Genomic DNA, 15,889 nt, shown 5'->3' on the forward strand with positions numbered 1-15,889 from the left:
CCCGAGTGTGCGTGAGCGCGTTGTGAGCGGTGGGAGCGTCGGCCGACCCCACTGCTTCACAGCCTAGGGGCGACCACTGACAATGCCCCGGCACACCGGACGCGCCCGTCCCTGTACAGGACGCCTCCCGCACCCGGCGCGTTGCCTCACGCGCGCGGGCGGCTCAGTTCCCCGTCACCACCGCGGCCTGCGGCCGGATCGGAAGGCGGTTCACCGGGCGGCCGGTGGCGGCGCGTACGGCGGAGGCGACGGCCGCCGGGGAGGCCACCACCGGTACCGCGCTGACCGCCTTCGCACCGAAGGGGGCGACGACGTCCCGCTCCTCGACGAGCTTCACGATCCGGATGTCGGGGGCGTCCAGCGCGGTCGGCAGGGCGTAACCGGTCAGGTCGGGGTGGCGGATCAGGCCTCGCGGGGTGCGGAGGTTCTCCGTGAGCGCGATACCGACGCCCTGGGTGACGCCCGCCTCGATCCGGGCGGTGAGCTGGGCCGGGTTCAGGACCCGGCCGACGTCCTGGGCGACGGCCAGCTCCACGACGCGCACCGAGCCGATCTCGATGTCGACGTCGACCACCGCGCGGATCGCGCAGAAGGCCATGCCGACGAAGGCGTCGCCCTGGCCGGTCTCGTCCAGGGGCTCGGTCGGGTGCGGGCGGCATTGGGCGGTGGCCCACAGTTCCTTGCCGTCCAGCGCCTCGGCGACGGTGGTCGACAGCACGCCGTCGTACGAGGTGATCTTGCCGTCGGCGATCTGGAGCAGCTCGGTGGACATCCCGAACTGGTGCGCCAGTGGCTGGAGGAGCTGGGTGCGCACCATCTTGGCCGCCCGTTCCACCGCGCCGCCCGACACCCAGGTGTGGCGTCCGCGGCAGCCCGCGCCGGCCGGGGGCTGGTCGGTGTCGACGGGCGCCACGTGCACCTCGTCGACGCCCAGCGTCTCCTGCACGATCTGCCGGGCGAGCGTGGTGAAGCCCTGGCCGGTCTCGACGGCCGCGCACAGCACCGTCGCCACGCCGTCCTGGACCTTCACGGTGGCCGTGGAGACCTCGTCCGCGCCCTCCGCGCCGAGCAGGTGCACCATGCCGATGCCGTAGCCGACGCCCCGGCGCACCGCGCCCGGTTCGCCCGCGCCCTCGGGGCCGCCGGGCAGCAGCCACTCGTCCTCGGGGGTGTCCTTGGGGAGGGCGGGAAGCGGGAAGTCCCGGACCGCCTGGAGGAGTTCGGCGACGGGGGCCGGGCAGGTGACCGTCTGACCGGTGGGCAGGACGTCGCCGGTGGCCAGGACGTTGCGCAGCCGCACCTCGGCCGGGTCCAGGCCGAGCTTCTTGGCGATCTTGTCCATCTGCGCCTCGTAGGCGGCACAGACCTGCATGGCGCCCTCGCCGCGGACGTGGCCGGAGGGCGGGTTGTTGGTGCGGACCGCCCACCCCTCGATGAAGGCGTTCGGGACGACGTACGGGCCGCAGGCGAAGGCGACCGCGGCGGCCAGCGCGTCGGAGGAGGTGTCGGCGTAGGCGCCCGCGTCGAGCAGGATCTGCGCCTCGACCTTCACCACCCGGCCTCCGGCGTCCGCGTGGTGGCGGTAGCGCAGGAGGGTGGGGTGGCGGTGGACGTGGCCGAGGAAGGACTCCTCACGCGTGGCGGTCAGTTTCACCGGGCAGCCGGTCTTCAGCGCGAGCAGGCCGAGCGGCAGCTGGAAGCCCTGGTCCTCGCGGTCGGCGGTGGCGCCGGGCACCCCGGTGACGACGACCTTCACCTGCTCGGGTGACAGGCCGTAGCAGTCGGCGGCCGTGTCGCGGTCGCCGTGCGGGTCGGTGGAGGCCAGGTACAGCTCCACGCCACCGTCCGGGCGCGGTACGGCCAGTCCCGCCTCGGCCCCTATGGGCGCCGGGTCCTGGCGGCCGATGCGGTACAGGCCCTCGACGACGACCTCGCCGGCCGCCTCCGGGTCTCCGTGCCGCAGCGGGATGTGCCGGATCAGGTTGCCGTCGGGGTGCAGGGGCTCGGCCTCGAAGGCCTGCTCCGGGTCGGTGACCGGGTGGAGCACCTCGTACTCGACGATGACGGCGGCGGCGGCCATCCGCGCGGTGTCCGGGTGGTCGGCGGCGACGGCGGCGATGGGCTCGCCGTGGTGGCGCACGACGTCGGAGGCGAACACCGGGCGGTCGGCGCGGGAGCCGCGTCCGTGCAGGGGGGCGCCGGGCACGTCCTCGTGCGTGACGACCGCCCGCACGCCGGGCATCTCGCGCGCGTGGGTGGTGTCGATGGACACGATGCGCGCGTGCGCGTGCGGTGAGCGCAGGACGGCCGCCCACAGCAGGCCCTCGGCCCACAGGTCGGCGGCGTACGGGAAGGTGCCCTCGGTCTTGGCGCGGGCGTCGGCGGGCGGCAGGGACGCGCCGAGGCCGTGCGGGATCGGCTCGGGGGCGGGAGCCGTCTCCGTGGCTCCCGTGGCCTCCGCAGTCGCGGCGTCGTTGCTCACGCGTGGCCTCCGTCCTGGCCGTGGGGCTGGTCGCCGTAGGGCTGGTCGTGCGGTTCCCAGGGCTGCGGCGCGGGTGCGTCGGGGGTCCCCGGCGGGGCGTGGGACTCGAAGGCCGACGGGTTGACGCCGCCGGCGCCCGGACCTGCCTGGTGCGGGATACGGGGTTCCTCGGCGTTCGTCTCGGGCGTCTCGGCGCCGGCGTGTGCCTCACGCTCGGCGACGACCTCCTTGACCGCCTCCAGGACGCCCCGGTAGCCGGAGCAGCGGCACAGGTTGCCGCACAGCGCCTGCCGGGTTTCCAGCTCGGTCGGCGCCGGGTTGCCCTCCAGGAGGTTGTGCACGGTCATCGCCATGCCGGGCACGCAGAAGCCGCACTGCACCGCGCCCCGCCGGGCCAGGGCCCGCTGCACGTCCGACGGCCGCCCGTCGGCGGCGAGGCCCTCGACCGTGCGCACCTCGCTGCCGGCCGCGGTGACGGCCGGTACCAGGCAGGAGGCGACCAGGCGTCCGTCGACCTGCACGTTGCAGGCGCCGCACTCGCCCTGCGAACAGCCGTCCTTGGCACCCGCGAGGCCGAGCCGCTCGCGCAGCACGTACAGCAGGGACTCGCCGATCCAGGCGTCGGTGACGGGCCGGTCGGCGCCGTTGACGCGCAGGACGTACGAGGCGAGGGGGTGCTCCTCGTGAGCACCGGAGGGGGCTGTGGGGCCGGAGGGGTCGGCGGGGGGCTGCTCCTGGCCGGCGGGGAGCTGCTCCTGGCCGGCGGGGAGCTGCTCCTGGCCGGCGGGGGGCTCCTCCTGGCCGGCGGCCGTCGCGTCGACCGAGGCGGTCGGGTCGGCCGGATCGGTGTTTTGGATCGCCGGGTCCGTGCTCTGGATCGCCGGGTCGGTGCTCGGGTCGGCCGGGTCGGCGTGGTGGTCGTCGCCGGGTTCCGTCTCCGGGTCCCGCTCAGCCGCGGGCTCGGGCTCCGGCTCGGGCTCGGGCTCGGCCTCCGGCTCGGGCTCGGCCTCCGGCTCCGGCTCGGGCTCCGGCTCCGCCTCCGGCTCGCGGACGTTCGCGGGTTCCCGCGCGGACTCCGGTTCCCCCGCGGTTTCCGGCTCCGCCCCGGCTTCCGTGCCCTGTCCCGACCGGAGTTCCGGCTCCGGCCCGGACTCCGGTGCCTCCCGCCCGGACTCCGGCGCCTGCTCCCGCCCGGCGCCGGGCACGACGCCCCCCGAAGGCGCGTCAGCGTCCTCCCGCGCCGCTTCCGGGCCAGGAGTGCCGCCCGTGCCCGGGGAACCCTCCACGGCGCCCACAGGGACCTCTCCGACCGCCCGGGAAGCGTCGGCGCCCGGGTGCTCGCCGGACTCGTGGAAATCACCGGCGCCGTAGAACTCCTCGGCGTCCCGGAACCCTCCGGACCCCTCGAACTCCCGCGCCCCCTCGAACTCCCCGGTCCCGCCGAACTCCCGCGCCCCGCCGAACTCCCCGGTCCCGCCGAACTCGTCCGCCGTCGCATCGGTCACCGTGTCGTCGGCCGCCGGTGCCCGGCGCGCGGCTTCCGGGACCGGTGCCGGCGCTCCCGGGTACAGGCCGGCCGTGTTGCCGGGCGCGGGCGGCGTGGTCCCGGCCGGCGGCTCCCCGGCGTCCGGCACGGCCTGCTCCGTGCGCTCGCCCCACGGCTGCCCGGCCGACTGGGTCGCCCAGGGCGCGGGGGCGCCACCGGGCAGGGTGGCCGGTGCGGTGCCGCCCCACTGCTCGGCCAGCGACGACTGGGTGAACTCGCCCGATTCCTCGGGCAGGTCGCCGTCGGCGACGGGGATGGACCACTGCCCGGTCACGTCGTGGCCGGGCGAGGTGCCGGACTCGGACGCCGTGTGATCCGCCGCCCCGGCGCCGCCCGCGGCCTCGGAGAAGTCCCACTGGCCCGTGGCCGCGGGCCGGTAGGCGAACCGGTCGCCGTACCCGGCGGTCGCGTCGTACGGTGCCGCCCCGCCGTAGGGGTCCTGCTGCGGGTACCCGGCGTACCCCTGCTGCGGGTCGGCGGGCTCGTGACCGGCGTCCGGGGTGTGCCACTGCGTGCCGTCCACGGGTGCGGCCGGCATCGCCCAGGTGCCGGTGGCCGCCGGGTCGGTGCCGGCGGTGGTGGCGGGCGTCACCGTGATCTGCGGCGGCACGTAGCCGTGCCCGGGCGCGGCGAGCGGGCTGTCGGAGGCCAGGAGGGCGTCGACGCCGCCCTCGGGAAGTTTCACGAAGGCGGTGGCGCCGTCGTCGTAGTCGCCCTGGGGCAGCGGGTCCCAACGTCCGCCGCTCGGGGGCGTGCCCTGTCCGTGCCGGTCGTCGTGCTGGTCGTCGGTCACGACAGCGCCCTCCCCAGTGCTCGTCGGGCCAGCGCGGCGACGGTGCGCCGCAGGTGCAGTACGGCGGGCGGCAGCTGCGGTACGGAGCCGTCCTCCGCCGGGGCCGCTTCGGGGATGCAGGCGGCGGCGACGTACTCGCCGAAGGCGTGCAGCGCCTCCGGGACGATCGCGCGGCCGTTGTCCCAGTCGATGAGCGAGGCCACCCACTGCTCGGCCTCCAGGGGCCGCAGCGGCATCGGCGCGATGGCTCCGACGGCGCACCGGACCCCGCGTCGGGCGGGGTCGAGGACGAGCGCGACGGAGGCCATCGCGCGCCCCGGACCGGTGCGGCCGGTCGCCTTCAGGAAGACCTGCGGGGCGTGCAGCAGCGGCACGCGCACGTAGCCGATGAGTTCGCCCGCGCGGAGCATCTCCATGCCGGCCAGCAGGTGGGAGACCGGCATCTCGCGGCGGGCGCCGTCCGGGCCCGCGATGATCAGTGTCGCCTCCAGGGCGGCCAGCACCGGCAGCGCGTCGCCGGTGGGGGCGGCCGAGGCGATGTTGCCGCCCAGGGTGCCGGCGTTGCGGATCTGCGGCGGTCCGGCGGCGCGCGCGGCGGCGGCGAGCGCCGGGATGAGCGCGGCGAAGTCGGGGCGGCCCATGCGGGCGTGGGTGAGTCCCGCGCCGAGCAGGGCGTGGCCGTCCTGGTACTGCCAGCCGCGGATCTCGCTGATCCGGCCGAGGCCCACCAGCGCGGCGGGCCTGAGCTGACCGGAGTTGACCGCGGCCATCAGGTCGGTGCCGCCCGCGACCGGCACGGCGGCGGGTACGGCGGCCAGTGCCGCCACGGCCTCGTCCAGTGTTGTGGGCAGCGTGACGGCCTGCGCCGCCTGCGGTGCGTGCGTGGTCAAACCGACTGCCCCTTCCCGCTGTCCCACCTGGTCCCGCCCATGTGGCCGTACCGTACGACCTCACAGGGCGGACGTGGCAACTCTGGCACATCTTCGCAGGGCCCGAACGCGGGGGTCCGCTAGGAGGCATTCGCCCGCCTCATTGGCGAGATGGGCCGTTTTCACACGTCTTCTCCGGACATCGTGCCGGTGTCGGAGCTGGGCGCGGTCGGCGTGACGTGCCGGGAGTTGCCACTCTTCGGTGACGTTTCGGGACTCCTTCCGGTGTTTCCCTACTTGTTCGGCGGCGGCCCGTCGATCGGCCGGCCCAGGACGCCGGGCCGCCGCTGCCAGGGCAGTGGACCGCCGGGCGGCCGGTAGGCGACGCCCAGCGCGTCGAGCCGCCGGTAGTGGGCGGCCATCCGCCGCTCGAAGGCGTCGAAGTCCCGTTCGTCCGGGGCCGGCAGGGCGCTCCAGGACACCTCGGCGAACGCGGCGAGCCGCGGGAACGTCTGGTAGTCCACGCGCTGCTGGTCCTCCATCACCTCGGTCCACACGTTCGCCTGGGTGCCGATCACGTGTTCCGCCTCCTTCGGCGTCAGCTCCGCCGGGACCGGTTCGAACCGGTAGACGTCCTCCAAGGTGCGCACGAAACCGATCGGCACGGGCTCGTCCTCGCCCGCGTGCTGCCGGTGGTCCAGGTAGACCTGCTGCTCGGGGCACATGACGACGTCGTGTCCGGCGCGCGCGGCGGCGATCCCGCCCGCGTACCCGCGCCAGGAGGACACGGCCGCACCCTTGGCCAGTCCGCCCTCGAGGATCTCGTCCCAGCCGATGAGCCGGCGCCCGCGTGCGGCGAGCCAGGTGTCGAAGTGCTGGATGAACCAGGCCTGCAGTCCGTCCTCGTCGGCGAGTGCGAATTCCTCGATGCGGGCCTGTGCGGTGGCGGAGCGCCGCCACTGGTCCTTGGGGCATTCGTCGCCGCCGATGTGGACGAACTCCGAGGGGAAGAGTTCCAGGAGTTCCTCGAAGACGCCCTCGTAGAAGCGCAGGGTGTTGTCGGTGGGGGCGAGTACGTTCGGGGAGATGCCCCAGGTGTCCCAGACGGCGAGGGCTGTGGTGTCCACGACGTCGGTGTTGCCGAGTTCCGGATAGGCGGCGATGGCGGCCTGGGAGTGGCCCGGTACGTCGATTTCCGGGACGACGGTGATGTGGCGTTCGGCGGCGTAGGCGACGATCTCCCGGATGTCGTCCTGGGTGTAGTAGCCGCCGTGGGGTTTGTCCTCCCACAAGGGCGAGGCGCGGTGCCCGAATTTGGTTCGCGAGCGCCAGGAGCCGTGCTCGGTGAGCCGGGGGTGGCGCTTGATCTCGACGCGCCAGCCCTGGTCGTCCGTCAGGTGAAAGTGCAGGACGTTGAGTTTGTGGGCAGCCATCAGGTCCAGGTAACGCAGGACGCCTTCCTTGGGCATGAAGTGCCGGGCGACGTCCAGCATGAGGCCGCGCCAGCCGAAGCGGGGGGCGTCCTGGATCCGCACCGCCGGCAGCCGCCAGCGGCGCCCGGGCAGCGGGGCGCGCCGGAAGGCGTCCGGGCCGAGCAGTTGCCGCAGCGTCTGGGCGCCCCAGAAGAGGCCCGCCGGACCACCGCCGGCGAGGTGCACGCCCGTCGGCGCGATGTCGAGGCGGTAGCCCTCGGTGGCGAGTCCGCCGTCGAGGGACAGCCGGATGTCGCCGCCGCCACCCGTCGCGGGCGCCAGCGGCAGGCCGGTGGCCGCGCCCAGCGTGGCCCGCAGCCAGCGCTCGGTCCGCCCGGCGCCGTCGTCCGCCACCAGCCCGGTGTCCGGGCCGAGATCGAAATAGGCGTCCTGGCTCGTCGCGTGCTGTGGCAGGGGAATCACGTCGGTCACTTCCGTCATGTCAGTCCTTCACCGCTCCGCCGAGGCCGGAGACGAGTCGTCGTTGCACGAGGACGAAGAAGACCAGCACCGGGATCGTCATCACGGTGGAGGCCGCCATCACGCCGCCCCAGTCGGGATCGTCCGGCTTGTAGAAGACCAGCAGCGCCATCGGCAGTGTCGACTGGGAGGTGTCGCTGATGATGAACGACTTGGCGAACAGGAAGTCGTTCCAGGTCGAGATGAACGAGAAGACACTGGTGGCGACCAGCCCCGGAAAGACCAGCGGGAAAAGGATCTGCCACAGGAACCGCGTCCGGCTCGCCCCGTCGATGTAGGCAGCCTCCTCCAGGGCCTGGGGCACGGCTTTCACGAAACCCCGCAGCATCCATATCGCGAAGGGCAGTGAGAAGGCGATGTGGGGCAGGATCAGCGAACCCAACGTGTTCAGCTGGCCGAAGTCCCGCATGAGGAAGAACAGCGGGATGGTGAGGGCTTCGACGGGCACCATCTGGGCCATCAGGAACATGATCAGCAGAGTGGTCCGGAAACGGAACCGGAAACGCGTCACCGCGGTCGCCGCGAGGAACGCGATCAGCGCCGAGGCGACCACGACGGTGCCCGCCACGAGCAGGCTGTTGAGAAAGTAGCGACCGAATTCCTGCTGCCCGAAGACCCGCCGGAAGGAATCCAGCGTAGGGGTCAGCGTCCACGGCCGAGGCTCGCTCGACTCGATCTCCCCGGCCGGTTTGAGGGCGCTCAGCACCATCCAGTACAGCGGGAAGGCCACTGCGACGGCGATCAGCAGCGCCGACGCCTCGGCCGCCAGCCGCCACGGACGGCGCACGCGCAGGCGCGAAAGATTCACAGCTCCTCCCCCTGGCGGCGCAGCAGTCGCAGGTGGACCAGTGTCACGGCGAGCAGGATCAGCAGCATCACGACGCCGATCGCCGAGCCGAGGCTGTACTGCGAGGACGCGAACGCCTTCTGGTAGGCGTAGACGTTGAGGACGAGGTTCTGGCCGGCGATGCCGCCGCCGTTCGTCATGACGTAGATCTGGGTGAAGACCTTGAAGTCCCAGATGACCGACTGGATGGTGACGACGACCAGGATGGGCCGCAGCATGGGCGCCAGCACCGACCGCCAGATCCGCCACTGCGAGGCACCGTCGAGCGCGGCGGCTTCCAGCACCTCACCCGGCACCGCGCGGATGCCGGCGTAGACGGTCACCATGACGAACGGGAACGAGCACCACACCACTTCGAGCAGGACGAGCGCGAAGGCGCTGTACCGCCCGTACGTCCAGGAGTGGTCACCGAGGCCGAGCACCCGGTTGACGGGCCCGAAGTCCGGGTCGAACAGCAGCAGCCAGACCGTCGACCCGGTGACCGCCGGGGTCGCCCAGGCGCCCAGCGCCGCGAGCATCAGCACGAGCCGCGGCACGGCCCGCACCCGCGTGAGCAGCACGGCGAGCGCACACCCGACGGCCAGCGTCGACACCACACACCCCGCCGCGAACACGACGGTGGCCACGAGCACCCGCCAGAACTGCGCGTCCCCGAAGAGCTCGGCGTAGTTGCCGAACCCCTGGAAGGTGGTCGGCTCCCCACCGCTGACCTGCGCCTGCGTGTACTCCAGGAAGGAGATCAGCCCGAGCTGGTAGACCGGGTAGACGAGCAGCCCACCGAGGACGACAAGAGCGGGCGCGAGATACAACCAAGGGGTGCTGAGGGCGCCCCTCGAGGAGCGCGGGGAACCGCGCGACAAGCCCCGACGGCGCCGCACCCGCAATCGCACCGCACCCCCCGAGCCGGAAGGCGCACTCATCCGGTGGAGCCGAACGCCTCGTCCATCTTCCGGGCGGCGTCCCCCGCGGCAGCCCCCACGTCCTTCCTGCCGCTCACCACCTCCTGGAGCATCGTCGGCAGCACCAGCGACGAGTCGATCGTCGCCCAGGCCGCCGAAGCCGGCACGAACTTCGTGCCCGCCGCCAGGGTGTCCACGAACGGCTTCACGAACGGCTCCTCGGCCGCGACGCGTTGCCGTACGTCCGTGTAGGTGGGCAGGAAGCCCATCGCGTCGAACAGCTCGCCCTGCGCCTCCTTCGACGCGAGCCGCTTCATCAGGTCCACGGCCAGAGTGCGGTGCGAGGTGCTCTTGAGTACGCCGATGTTGTTGCCGCCCGCGAAGGCCGGGGCGATCGAGCCGGGCTGCACGCCGGGCAGCGGCACGACCCCGTACTTGCCCTTGACCTTGCCCGCCTCCACGGCCCGGCGGCTGAAGTCGCCGACGATCGCCATGGCCGCCTTGCCGGAGGCGAACGCCGTGACGGTGTCGTTGCCGCCCATGCCGGCGCACTTGGCGGCGGGGCAGTTGTCGTCCCCGAACAGGGACGTGTACGCCTCGATGCCCTTCCGCGCGGCGGCGCCGTCGATGGCGGAGGCGTACGAACCGCCCTTGCCGGTGGCGAGGTCGCCGCCGTTGGCCCAGATGAAGGGCATGGCGCCGTAGGTGTAGGCGCCGCCGACGGCGATGCCGTAGAGACCGGGCTTTTCGGCCCGGATCCTCTTCGCGGTGGACGCCAGCTCGTCCAGCGACCCGGGGGGCTCCAGGCCGAGTTCGCCGAGGACGTCGGTCCGGTAGTACAGGGCACGGACTCCGACGAAGTACGGGGCGCCGTAGACCTTGCCGTTCACGGTGACCGACTGGCGGGCGGTGGGGTCGGTGTCCTTCGCCTCGTCCCAGGCCCCGAACTCCTCGGTGACGTCCAGGAGTCCGCCGTCCTTCACGTAGCCGGCGGTGTCCGTGTTGCCGTACTCGATGACGTCGGGGGCGCTGTCGGGGTCGTTGAAGGCGGCCTTGATGCGCTGGGCGCGGGTCTCGACCGGGATGTACTCGACGGTGACCTCCGTGTCCTCGTGGACCTTCTCGAAGCCGGCGAGGACCGCGTCGACGACCTTCTCCTTGGGCTTGTTGTTGACCTCTTGGAAGAGCCAGACCCTCAGCGTGCCGCTCTTCTCGTCCTTGCCAAGGAAGGAGTTGTCGGAGGTCTGGGGGGCGCAGGCGGTCGCGGTGACGACGGCGGCGGCCAGCAGGACGGCCAGGCGCGGGGCGAGCTTCATGGAGTGATCCTCCGGACGTGCGTTGCAACATATGCAATGACGATTTCGCTCTGCACAACATCCAGGAGGTTATGGACTACATGAACATGTCCACAAGAGGTCTCAACCACTTCGTGACAACGCGAAGGCCCCCGGAGTGCGCGCGGGCGCACTCCGGGGGCCTTCGGGACGTCTGGAAGATTCGAAGGGGCAGGGGCGCTACTTCTTGCCGCCGTCCTTGCCCTCGTCCCCGCCGCCGCTCATGGACTCGTAGATCTCCTTGCACATGGGGCAGACCGGGTACTTCTTCGGGTCACGGCCCGGCACCCAGACCTTGCCGCACAGCGCCACGACGGGGGTGCCGTCGAGGGCGCTCGCCATGATCTTGTCCTTCTGGACGTAATGGGCGAAGCGCTCGTGGTCGCCGTCGCCGTGGGACACCTGTGGCGTCGGCTCTACGAGGGTTCCCGTACCAGTCCCGCGCTCGGGCTCGAGAGTGCTCATAACCGCCAAGGGTACTGAAGCTCACACGCTTCAGTTGAGAGACGGGTCGTCCGGATACGTCGCCACCATCGCCAGGTCGCCCCGCTGGCGGCGCAGCACCTCGCGCCAGAGTCTCTCCGGGATCGGGCAGGACACGTCGCCGGGCTCGGACTCGACCACGTACCAGGCCCCCTCCCCCAGCTCGTCCTCCAGCTGGCCGGGCCCCCAGCCCGCGTACCCGGCGAAGATCCGCAGGGCGCCCACGGCCGGCGCCAGCAGCTCCGGCGGCGCCTCCAGGTCGACCAGGCCGATCGCGCCGTGCACCCGGCGCCAGCCCAGCGGCGCCCGCTCACCGGACGCCCCGCCGGGGACCACGGCGACGCCGAGCGCCGAGTCGAGGGAGACCGGGCCGCCCTGGAAGACGACGCCGGGCTCGCCGGCCAGGTCCGCCCAACCCTCCAGGATGTCGCCCACGTCGACCGGCGTGGGACGGTTGAGGACGACACCGAGGGAGCCCTCCTCGTCGTGGTCGAGGAGGAGCACCACCGCACGCTCGAAGTTCGGGTCCGCCAGGGCGGGCGTTGCCACGAGCAGCCGCCCCGTGAGCGAGGACACCTCGGTCATGCCTGACATGATCCCGCATGTTCCCCTGTCATGGGGAGGCACTCGGGGGCACGAGGGTGAACACGCACCCCGCGCACGGCTCCGCGACCGTGACCCCCTGTGCGCGCCGGTGAACGCCGCGTGTTGTGACGAATCCATGACGTTGCCGGACCCTGCGCGGGCTTACTCGGCGGGGGTACAAGGCGATTACCCTTTCCCTTCTGGCCCCTGCCCGAACCCCACGGAACGCGAGATTCATGACCGTCAACGGCACTGATGACGTACTGCTTGTCCACGGCGGGACCCCGCTGGAGGGCGAGATCCGGGTCCGCGGTGCGAAGAACCTCGTGCCGAAGGCCATGGTGGCCGCCCTGCTGGGCAGTGCGCCGAGCCGGCTGCGCAACGTGCCGGACATCCGCGACGTGCGGGTCGTGCGCGGGCTGCTGCAGCTGCACGGGGTGACCGTCCGCCCGGGTGAGGAGCCCGGCGAGCTGGTCCTCGACCCCTCCCACGTGGAGAGCGCGAACGTCGCCGACATCGATGCCCACGCGGGTTCGTCGCGCATCCCCATCCTGTTCTGCGGCCCGCTGCTGCACCGTCTCGGGCACGCCTTCATCCCGGGCCTGGGCGGCTGCGACATCGGCGGCCGGCCCATCGACTTCCACTTCGAGGTGCTGCGGCAGTTCGGCGCGAAGATCGAGAAGCGTGCGGACGGCCAGTACCTGGAGGCCCCGCAGCGGCTGCGCGGCACCAAGATCCGGCTGCCGTACCCGTCCGTCGGCGCGACCGAGCAGGTGCTGCTGACGGCGGTGCTGGCGGAGGGCGTCACGGAGCTCTCCAACGCGGCCGTGGAGCCGGAGATCGAGGACCTGATCTGCGTCCTGCAGAAGATGGGCGCGATCATCGCCATGGACACCGACCGCACGATCCGCATCACGGGCGTGGACGAGCTGGGCGGTTACACCCACCGCGCCCTCTCGGACCGCCTGGAGGCCGCTTCCTGGGCCTCGGCGGCGCTCGCGACCGAGGGCAACGTCTACGTGCGCGGCGCCCAGCAGCGGTCGATGATGACGTTCCTGAACACCTTCCGGAAGGTGGGCGGCGCCTTCGAGATCGACGACGAGGGCATCCGCTTCTGGCACCCGGGCGGCCGGCTCAAGTCCATCGCCCTGGAGACGGACGTGCACCCCGGCTTCCAGACGGACTGGCAGCAGCCCCTGGTGGTGGCTCTGACGCAGGCCACGGGCCTGTCCATCGTCCACGAGACGGTCTACGAGTCCCGGCTCGGCTTCACCTCCGCGCTCAACCAGATGGGTGCCCACATCCAGCTCTACCGCGAGTGCCTGGGCGGCTCCGACTGCCGCTTCGGCCAGCGCAACTTCCTGCACTCGGCCGTCGTCTCCGGCCCGACCAAGCTGGAGGGCGCCGACCTGGTCATCCCCGACCTGCGCGGCGGCTTCTCGTACCTGATCGCCGCCCTCGCGGCCCAGGGCACCTCCCGGGTCCACGGCATCGACCTGATCAACCGCGGCTACGAGAACTTCATGGAGAAGCTCGTGGAGCTCGGCGCGAAGGTCGAGCTGCCGGGCAAGGCCCTGGGCTGACGCCCCTCGCGGACACGCCAGTGGGGCGGTCACCCGGTACCGGGTGACCGCCCCACTGGCGTTGAGACGAGCGCCCCTGAAAGGGGCGCGGGTGAATGCGCGACCAGCCACGCACGGCCCGCGGCCGCACACGGGCCGCAGCCCGGACGAAGGGGCCGCGCAGTCACCCGGCGCTCGGAGCGGAGCGCTTACTTGCCCTTGGCGGCTTCCTTGAGCTTGGAGCCCGCGGAGACCTTGACGCTGTAGCCGGCCGGGATCTGGATCGGCTCGCCGGTCTGCGGGTTGCGGGCGGTGCGAGCGGCACGGTGGGTGCGCTCGAAGGTCAGGAAGCCGGGGACGGTGACCTTCTCGTCGCCCTTGGAGACGATGTCGCCGACGACGTCGGCGAACGCGGCCAGCACGGCGTCGGCGTCCTTGCGGGTCACCTCGGCGCGGTCGGCCAGCGCGGCCACCAGCTCACTGCGGTTCATGTTGTTACTCCCGTGTTCTTCTTGCCGTTGAGGCGTGCCACGCGGCGGAGCCGCATGATGGGCACAGCGATGCCGATGCTGCCAGGGGCCTCGGACACTCCCCGGACCCGGGTCGGTCGTCAGACCCTCGCGCCCAGGGAGGCATCCTGCCTCCACCTGCGGCGGTAAAGCCAATCCGGCACCCCCAGGAGTCGTGAGAACACCCTTGGGAGTCACACGATGGAGAGGGCCTGAGCCTTGCGCCACCCTAGAGGGCGATGCGAGGCCCACCGTCCCGCGACGCGCCGACGGGGCGGCCCGCGGAGGTGATCCTCACCACCGCGACACGGGCCGCCCGACCGCGTCGGAGAGACCTACGCCACCACTCCGGCGGCCTTGGCCGCCTCCCGCACGGCGCCCGCGACCGCGCCGGCGACCTTGTCGTTGAAGACGCTCGGGACGATGTAGTTCGGGTTGAGCTCGTCCTCGGTCACCACGTCCGCCAGGGCGTGCGCGGCGGCCAGCATCATCTCGGTGTTGACCGTGCGGGACTGGGCGTCCAGCAGGCCGCGGAAGACGCCCGGGAAGACCAGCACGTTGTTGATCTGGTTCGGGAAGTCGGAGCGGCCCGTGGCCACGACCGCCGCGGTCTGGCGGGCGATGGCCGGGTCCACCTCGGGGTCGGGGTTCGCGAGCGCGAACACGATCGCGCCGTCCGTCATGGCGGCCACGTCGTCGCCGTCCAGGACGTTGGGGGCCGAGACGCCGATGAAGACGTCCGCGCCGTGCACGGCTTCCTTCAGGGTGCCGGTGAGGCCCTCGGGGTTGGTGTTGTCGGCGATCCAGCGCAGCGCCGACTCCGGGGCGGCGTCGACCAGGTCGGCGCGGCCGGCGTGCACGACACCGTGGATGTCGGCGACGACGGCGTTCTTGACGCCGGCGGCGAGCAGCAGCTTGAGGATGGCCGTACCGGCGGCGCCGGCGCCGGACATGACGACCCGTACGTTCTCGATCGGCTTGTCCACCACGCGCAGGGCGTTGGTGAGGGCGGCGAGGACGACGATGGCGGTGCCGTGCTGGTCGTCGTGGAAGACCGGGATGTCCAGGGCCTCGCGCAGGCGGGCCTCGATCTCGAAGCAGCGCGGCGCGGAGATGTCCTCCAGGTTGATGCCGGCGAAGCCGGGGGCGATGGCCTTGACGATCTCGACGATCGCGTCGGTGTCCTGGGTGTCCAGGCAGATCGGCCAGGCGTCGATGCCGGCGAACCGCTTGAACAGCGCCGCCTTGCCCTCCATCACCGGCAGCGCGGCCTTCGGGCCGATGTTGCCGAGGCCGAGGACCGCCGAGCCGTCCGTCACGACCGCAACGGAGTTGCGCTTGATGGTGAGGCGGCGGGCGTCCTCGGGGTTCTCGGCGATCGCCATGCAGACGCGGGCCACGCCGGGCGTGTAGACCATGGAGAGGTCGTCACGGTTGCGGATGGGGTGCTTCGACGCCATCTCGATCTTGCCGCCGAGGTGCATCAGAAAGGTACGGTCGGAGACCTTGCCCAGGCTGACGCCCTCGATGCCGCGCAGCCGCTCCACGATTTCGTCGGCGTGAGAGGTCGAGCCGGCGGCGATGGTGACGTCGATCCGGAGCTTGTCGTGGCCGGACGCCGTGACGTCGAGGCCGGTGACGGAGCCGCCGGAGGACTCGACCGCCGTGGTGAGCTGCGAGACCGCTGTTCCGCCGGCGGGCACCTCCAGCCTGACCGTCATCGAGTAGGAGACGCTGGGCGCCGTTGCCATGGCCGACTTCCTCTGCTTTCACCGTGTGACTGCGTTGTGCCGTCCGATCGTCGCACCTACCACCGAGTACGTGGTAGCCGCCCCGGATTGCGGACTTTGTGTTCGCGCGCCGTCCACACCTGGAGCCGCCACTTTCGGAAAACGACTTCCACCATACGAGAAGTAGGGCCCCTAGGGAAGGGGGTGCCCCCACCGGTGCGCGAGTCCGGGAAAGAACCCGCGGGACGGGAATTGCCTTGCGGGGATCGTTTGTTACCTTGGACGTGGCACCGGCTCG

The 15,889-nt window shown here is 72.2% G+C and carries 12 protein-coding genes; 1 reads left to right on the forward strand and 11 read right to left on the reverse strand.

The window, feature by feature from the left end; translation table 11 throughout:
- Window positions 1-163: 163 nt before the first annotated feature.
- The 9 genes from IE142_RS03790 to IE142_RS03830 form a co-directional block, all read right to left on the reverse strand.
- Window positions 164-2,482, reverse strand: coding sequence for a xanthine dehydrogenase family protein molybdopterin-binding subunit (locus tag IE142_RS03790; RefSeq protein WP_191884346.1), 2,319 nt, complete (start codon window positions 2,480-2,482; stop codon window positions 164-166).
- Window positions 2,479-4,821, reverse strand: a complete 2,343-nt coding sequence (locus IE142_RS03795) for a 2Fe-2S iron-sulfur cluster-binding protein (protein ID WP_191884347.1) — start codon at window positions 4,819-4,821, stop codon at window positions 2,479-2,481. The genes IE142_RS03790 and IE142_RS03795 overlap by 4 nt, the downstream gene beginning before the upstream one ends.
- Window positions 4,818-5,711, reverse strand: coding sequence for an FAD binding domain-containing protein (locus IE142_RS03800; RefSeq protein WP_191884348.1), 894 nt, complete (start codon window positions 5,709-5,711; stop codon window positions 4,818-4,820). Before IE142_RS03800 ends, IE142_RS03795 begins: the two co-directional genes overlap by 4 nt.
- 272 nt (window positions 5,712-5,983) lie before the next feature.
- Window positions 5,984-7,603, reverse strand: coding sequence for a beta-N-acetylhexosaminidase (locus tag IE142_RS03805; protein ID WP_191884349.1), 1,620 nt, complete (start codon window positions 7,601-7,603; stop codon window positions 5,984-5,986).
- Window position 7,604: 1 nt separating this feature from the next.
- Window positions 7,605-8,450 carry a carbohydrate ABC transporter permease gene (locus IE142_RS03810; RefSeq protein WP_191884350.1) on the reverse strand — a complete coding sequence of 282 codons (846 nt, stop codon included), beginning with the start codon at window positions 8,448-8,450 and terminating at the stop codon, window positions 7,605-7,607.
- Complete coding sequence (locus IE142_RS03815; RefSeq protein ID WP_191884351.1) at window positions 8,447-9,409, reverse strand: carbohydrate ABC transporter permease; 963 nt, start codon at window positions 9,407-9,409, stop codon at window positions 8,447-8,449. The genes IE142_RS03810 and IE142_RS03815 overlap by 4 nt, the downstream gene beginning before the upstream one ends.
- Window positions 9,406-10,704, reverse strand: a complete 1,299-nt coding sequence (locus IE142_RS03820; protein WP_191884352.1) for an extracellular solute-binding protein — start codon at window positions 10,702-10,704, stop codon at window positions 9,406-9,408. Before IE142_RS03820 ends, IE142_RS03815 begins: the two co-directional genes overlap by 4 nt.
- Before the next feature lie 198 nt (window positions 10,705-10,902).
- Window positions 10,903-11,187, reverse strand: coding sequence for a DUF3039 domain-containing protein (locus tag IE142_RS03825; RefSeq protein ID WP_071528725.1), 285 nt, complete (start codon window positions 11,185-11,187; stop codon window positions 10,903-10,905).
- A 30-nt stretch (window positions 11,188-11,217) separates the two neighbouring features.
- Entirely contained in the window at window positions 11,218-11,790 is a 573-nt protein-coding gene (locus IE142_RS03830) for a YqgE/AlgH family protein (RefSeq protein ID WP_191884353.1), read from the reverse strand.
- 236 nt (window positions 11,791-12,026) lie between these two features.
- Between IE142_RS03830 and murA the strand changes: the two genes are divergently transcribed.
- On the forward strand, window positions 12,027-13,373 hold the full coding sequence (gene murA, locus IE142_RS03835; RefSeq protein ID WP_100045650.1) for a UDP-N-acetylglucosamine 1-carboxyvinyltransferase: 1,347 nt from the start codon (window positions 12,027-12,029) through the stop codon (window positions 13,371-13,373).
- Window positions 13,374-13,561: 188 nt separating this feature from the next.
- On the opposite strand, the gene IE142_RS03840 is transcribed toward murA, so the two are convergent.
- Window positions 13,562-13,843, reverse strand: a complete 282-nt coding sequence (locus tag IE142_RS03840; protein WP_043372451.1) for an HU family DNA-binding protein — start codon at window positions 13,841-13,843, stop codon at window positions 13,562-13,564.
- Between the two features lie 353 nt (window positions 13,844-14,196).
- Entirely contained in the window at window positions 14,197-15,612 is a 1,416-nt protein-coding gene (locus tag IE142_RS03845; protein ID WP_191884354.1) for an NAD-dependent malic enzyme, read from the reverse strand.
- Window positions 15,613-15,889: the final 277 nt, after the last annotated feature.

The sequence above is a fragment of the Streptomyces mutabilis genome (assembly GCF_014649815.1).
In the GTDB taxonomy this organism is placed as follows: domain Bacteria; phylum Actinomycetota; class Actinomycetes; order Streptomycetales; family Streptomycetaceae; genus Streptomyces; species Streptomyces mutabilis.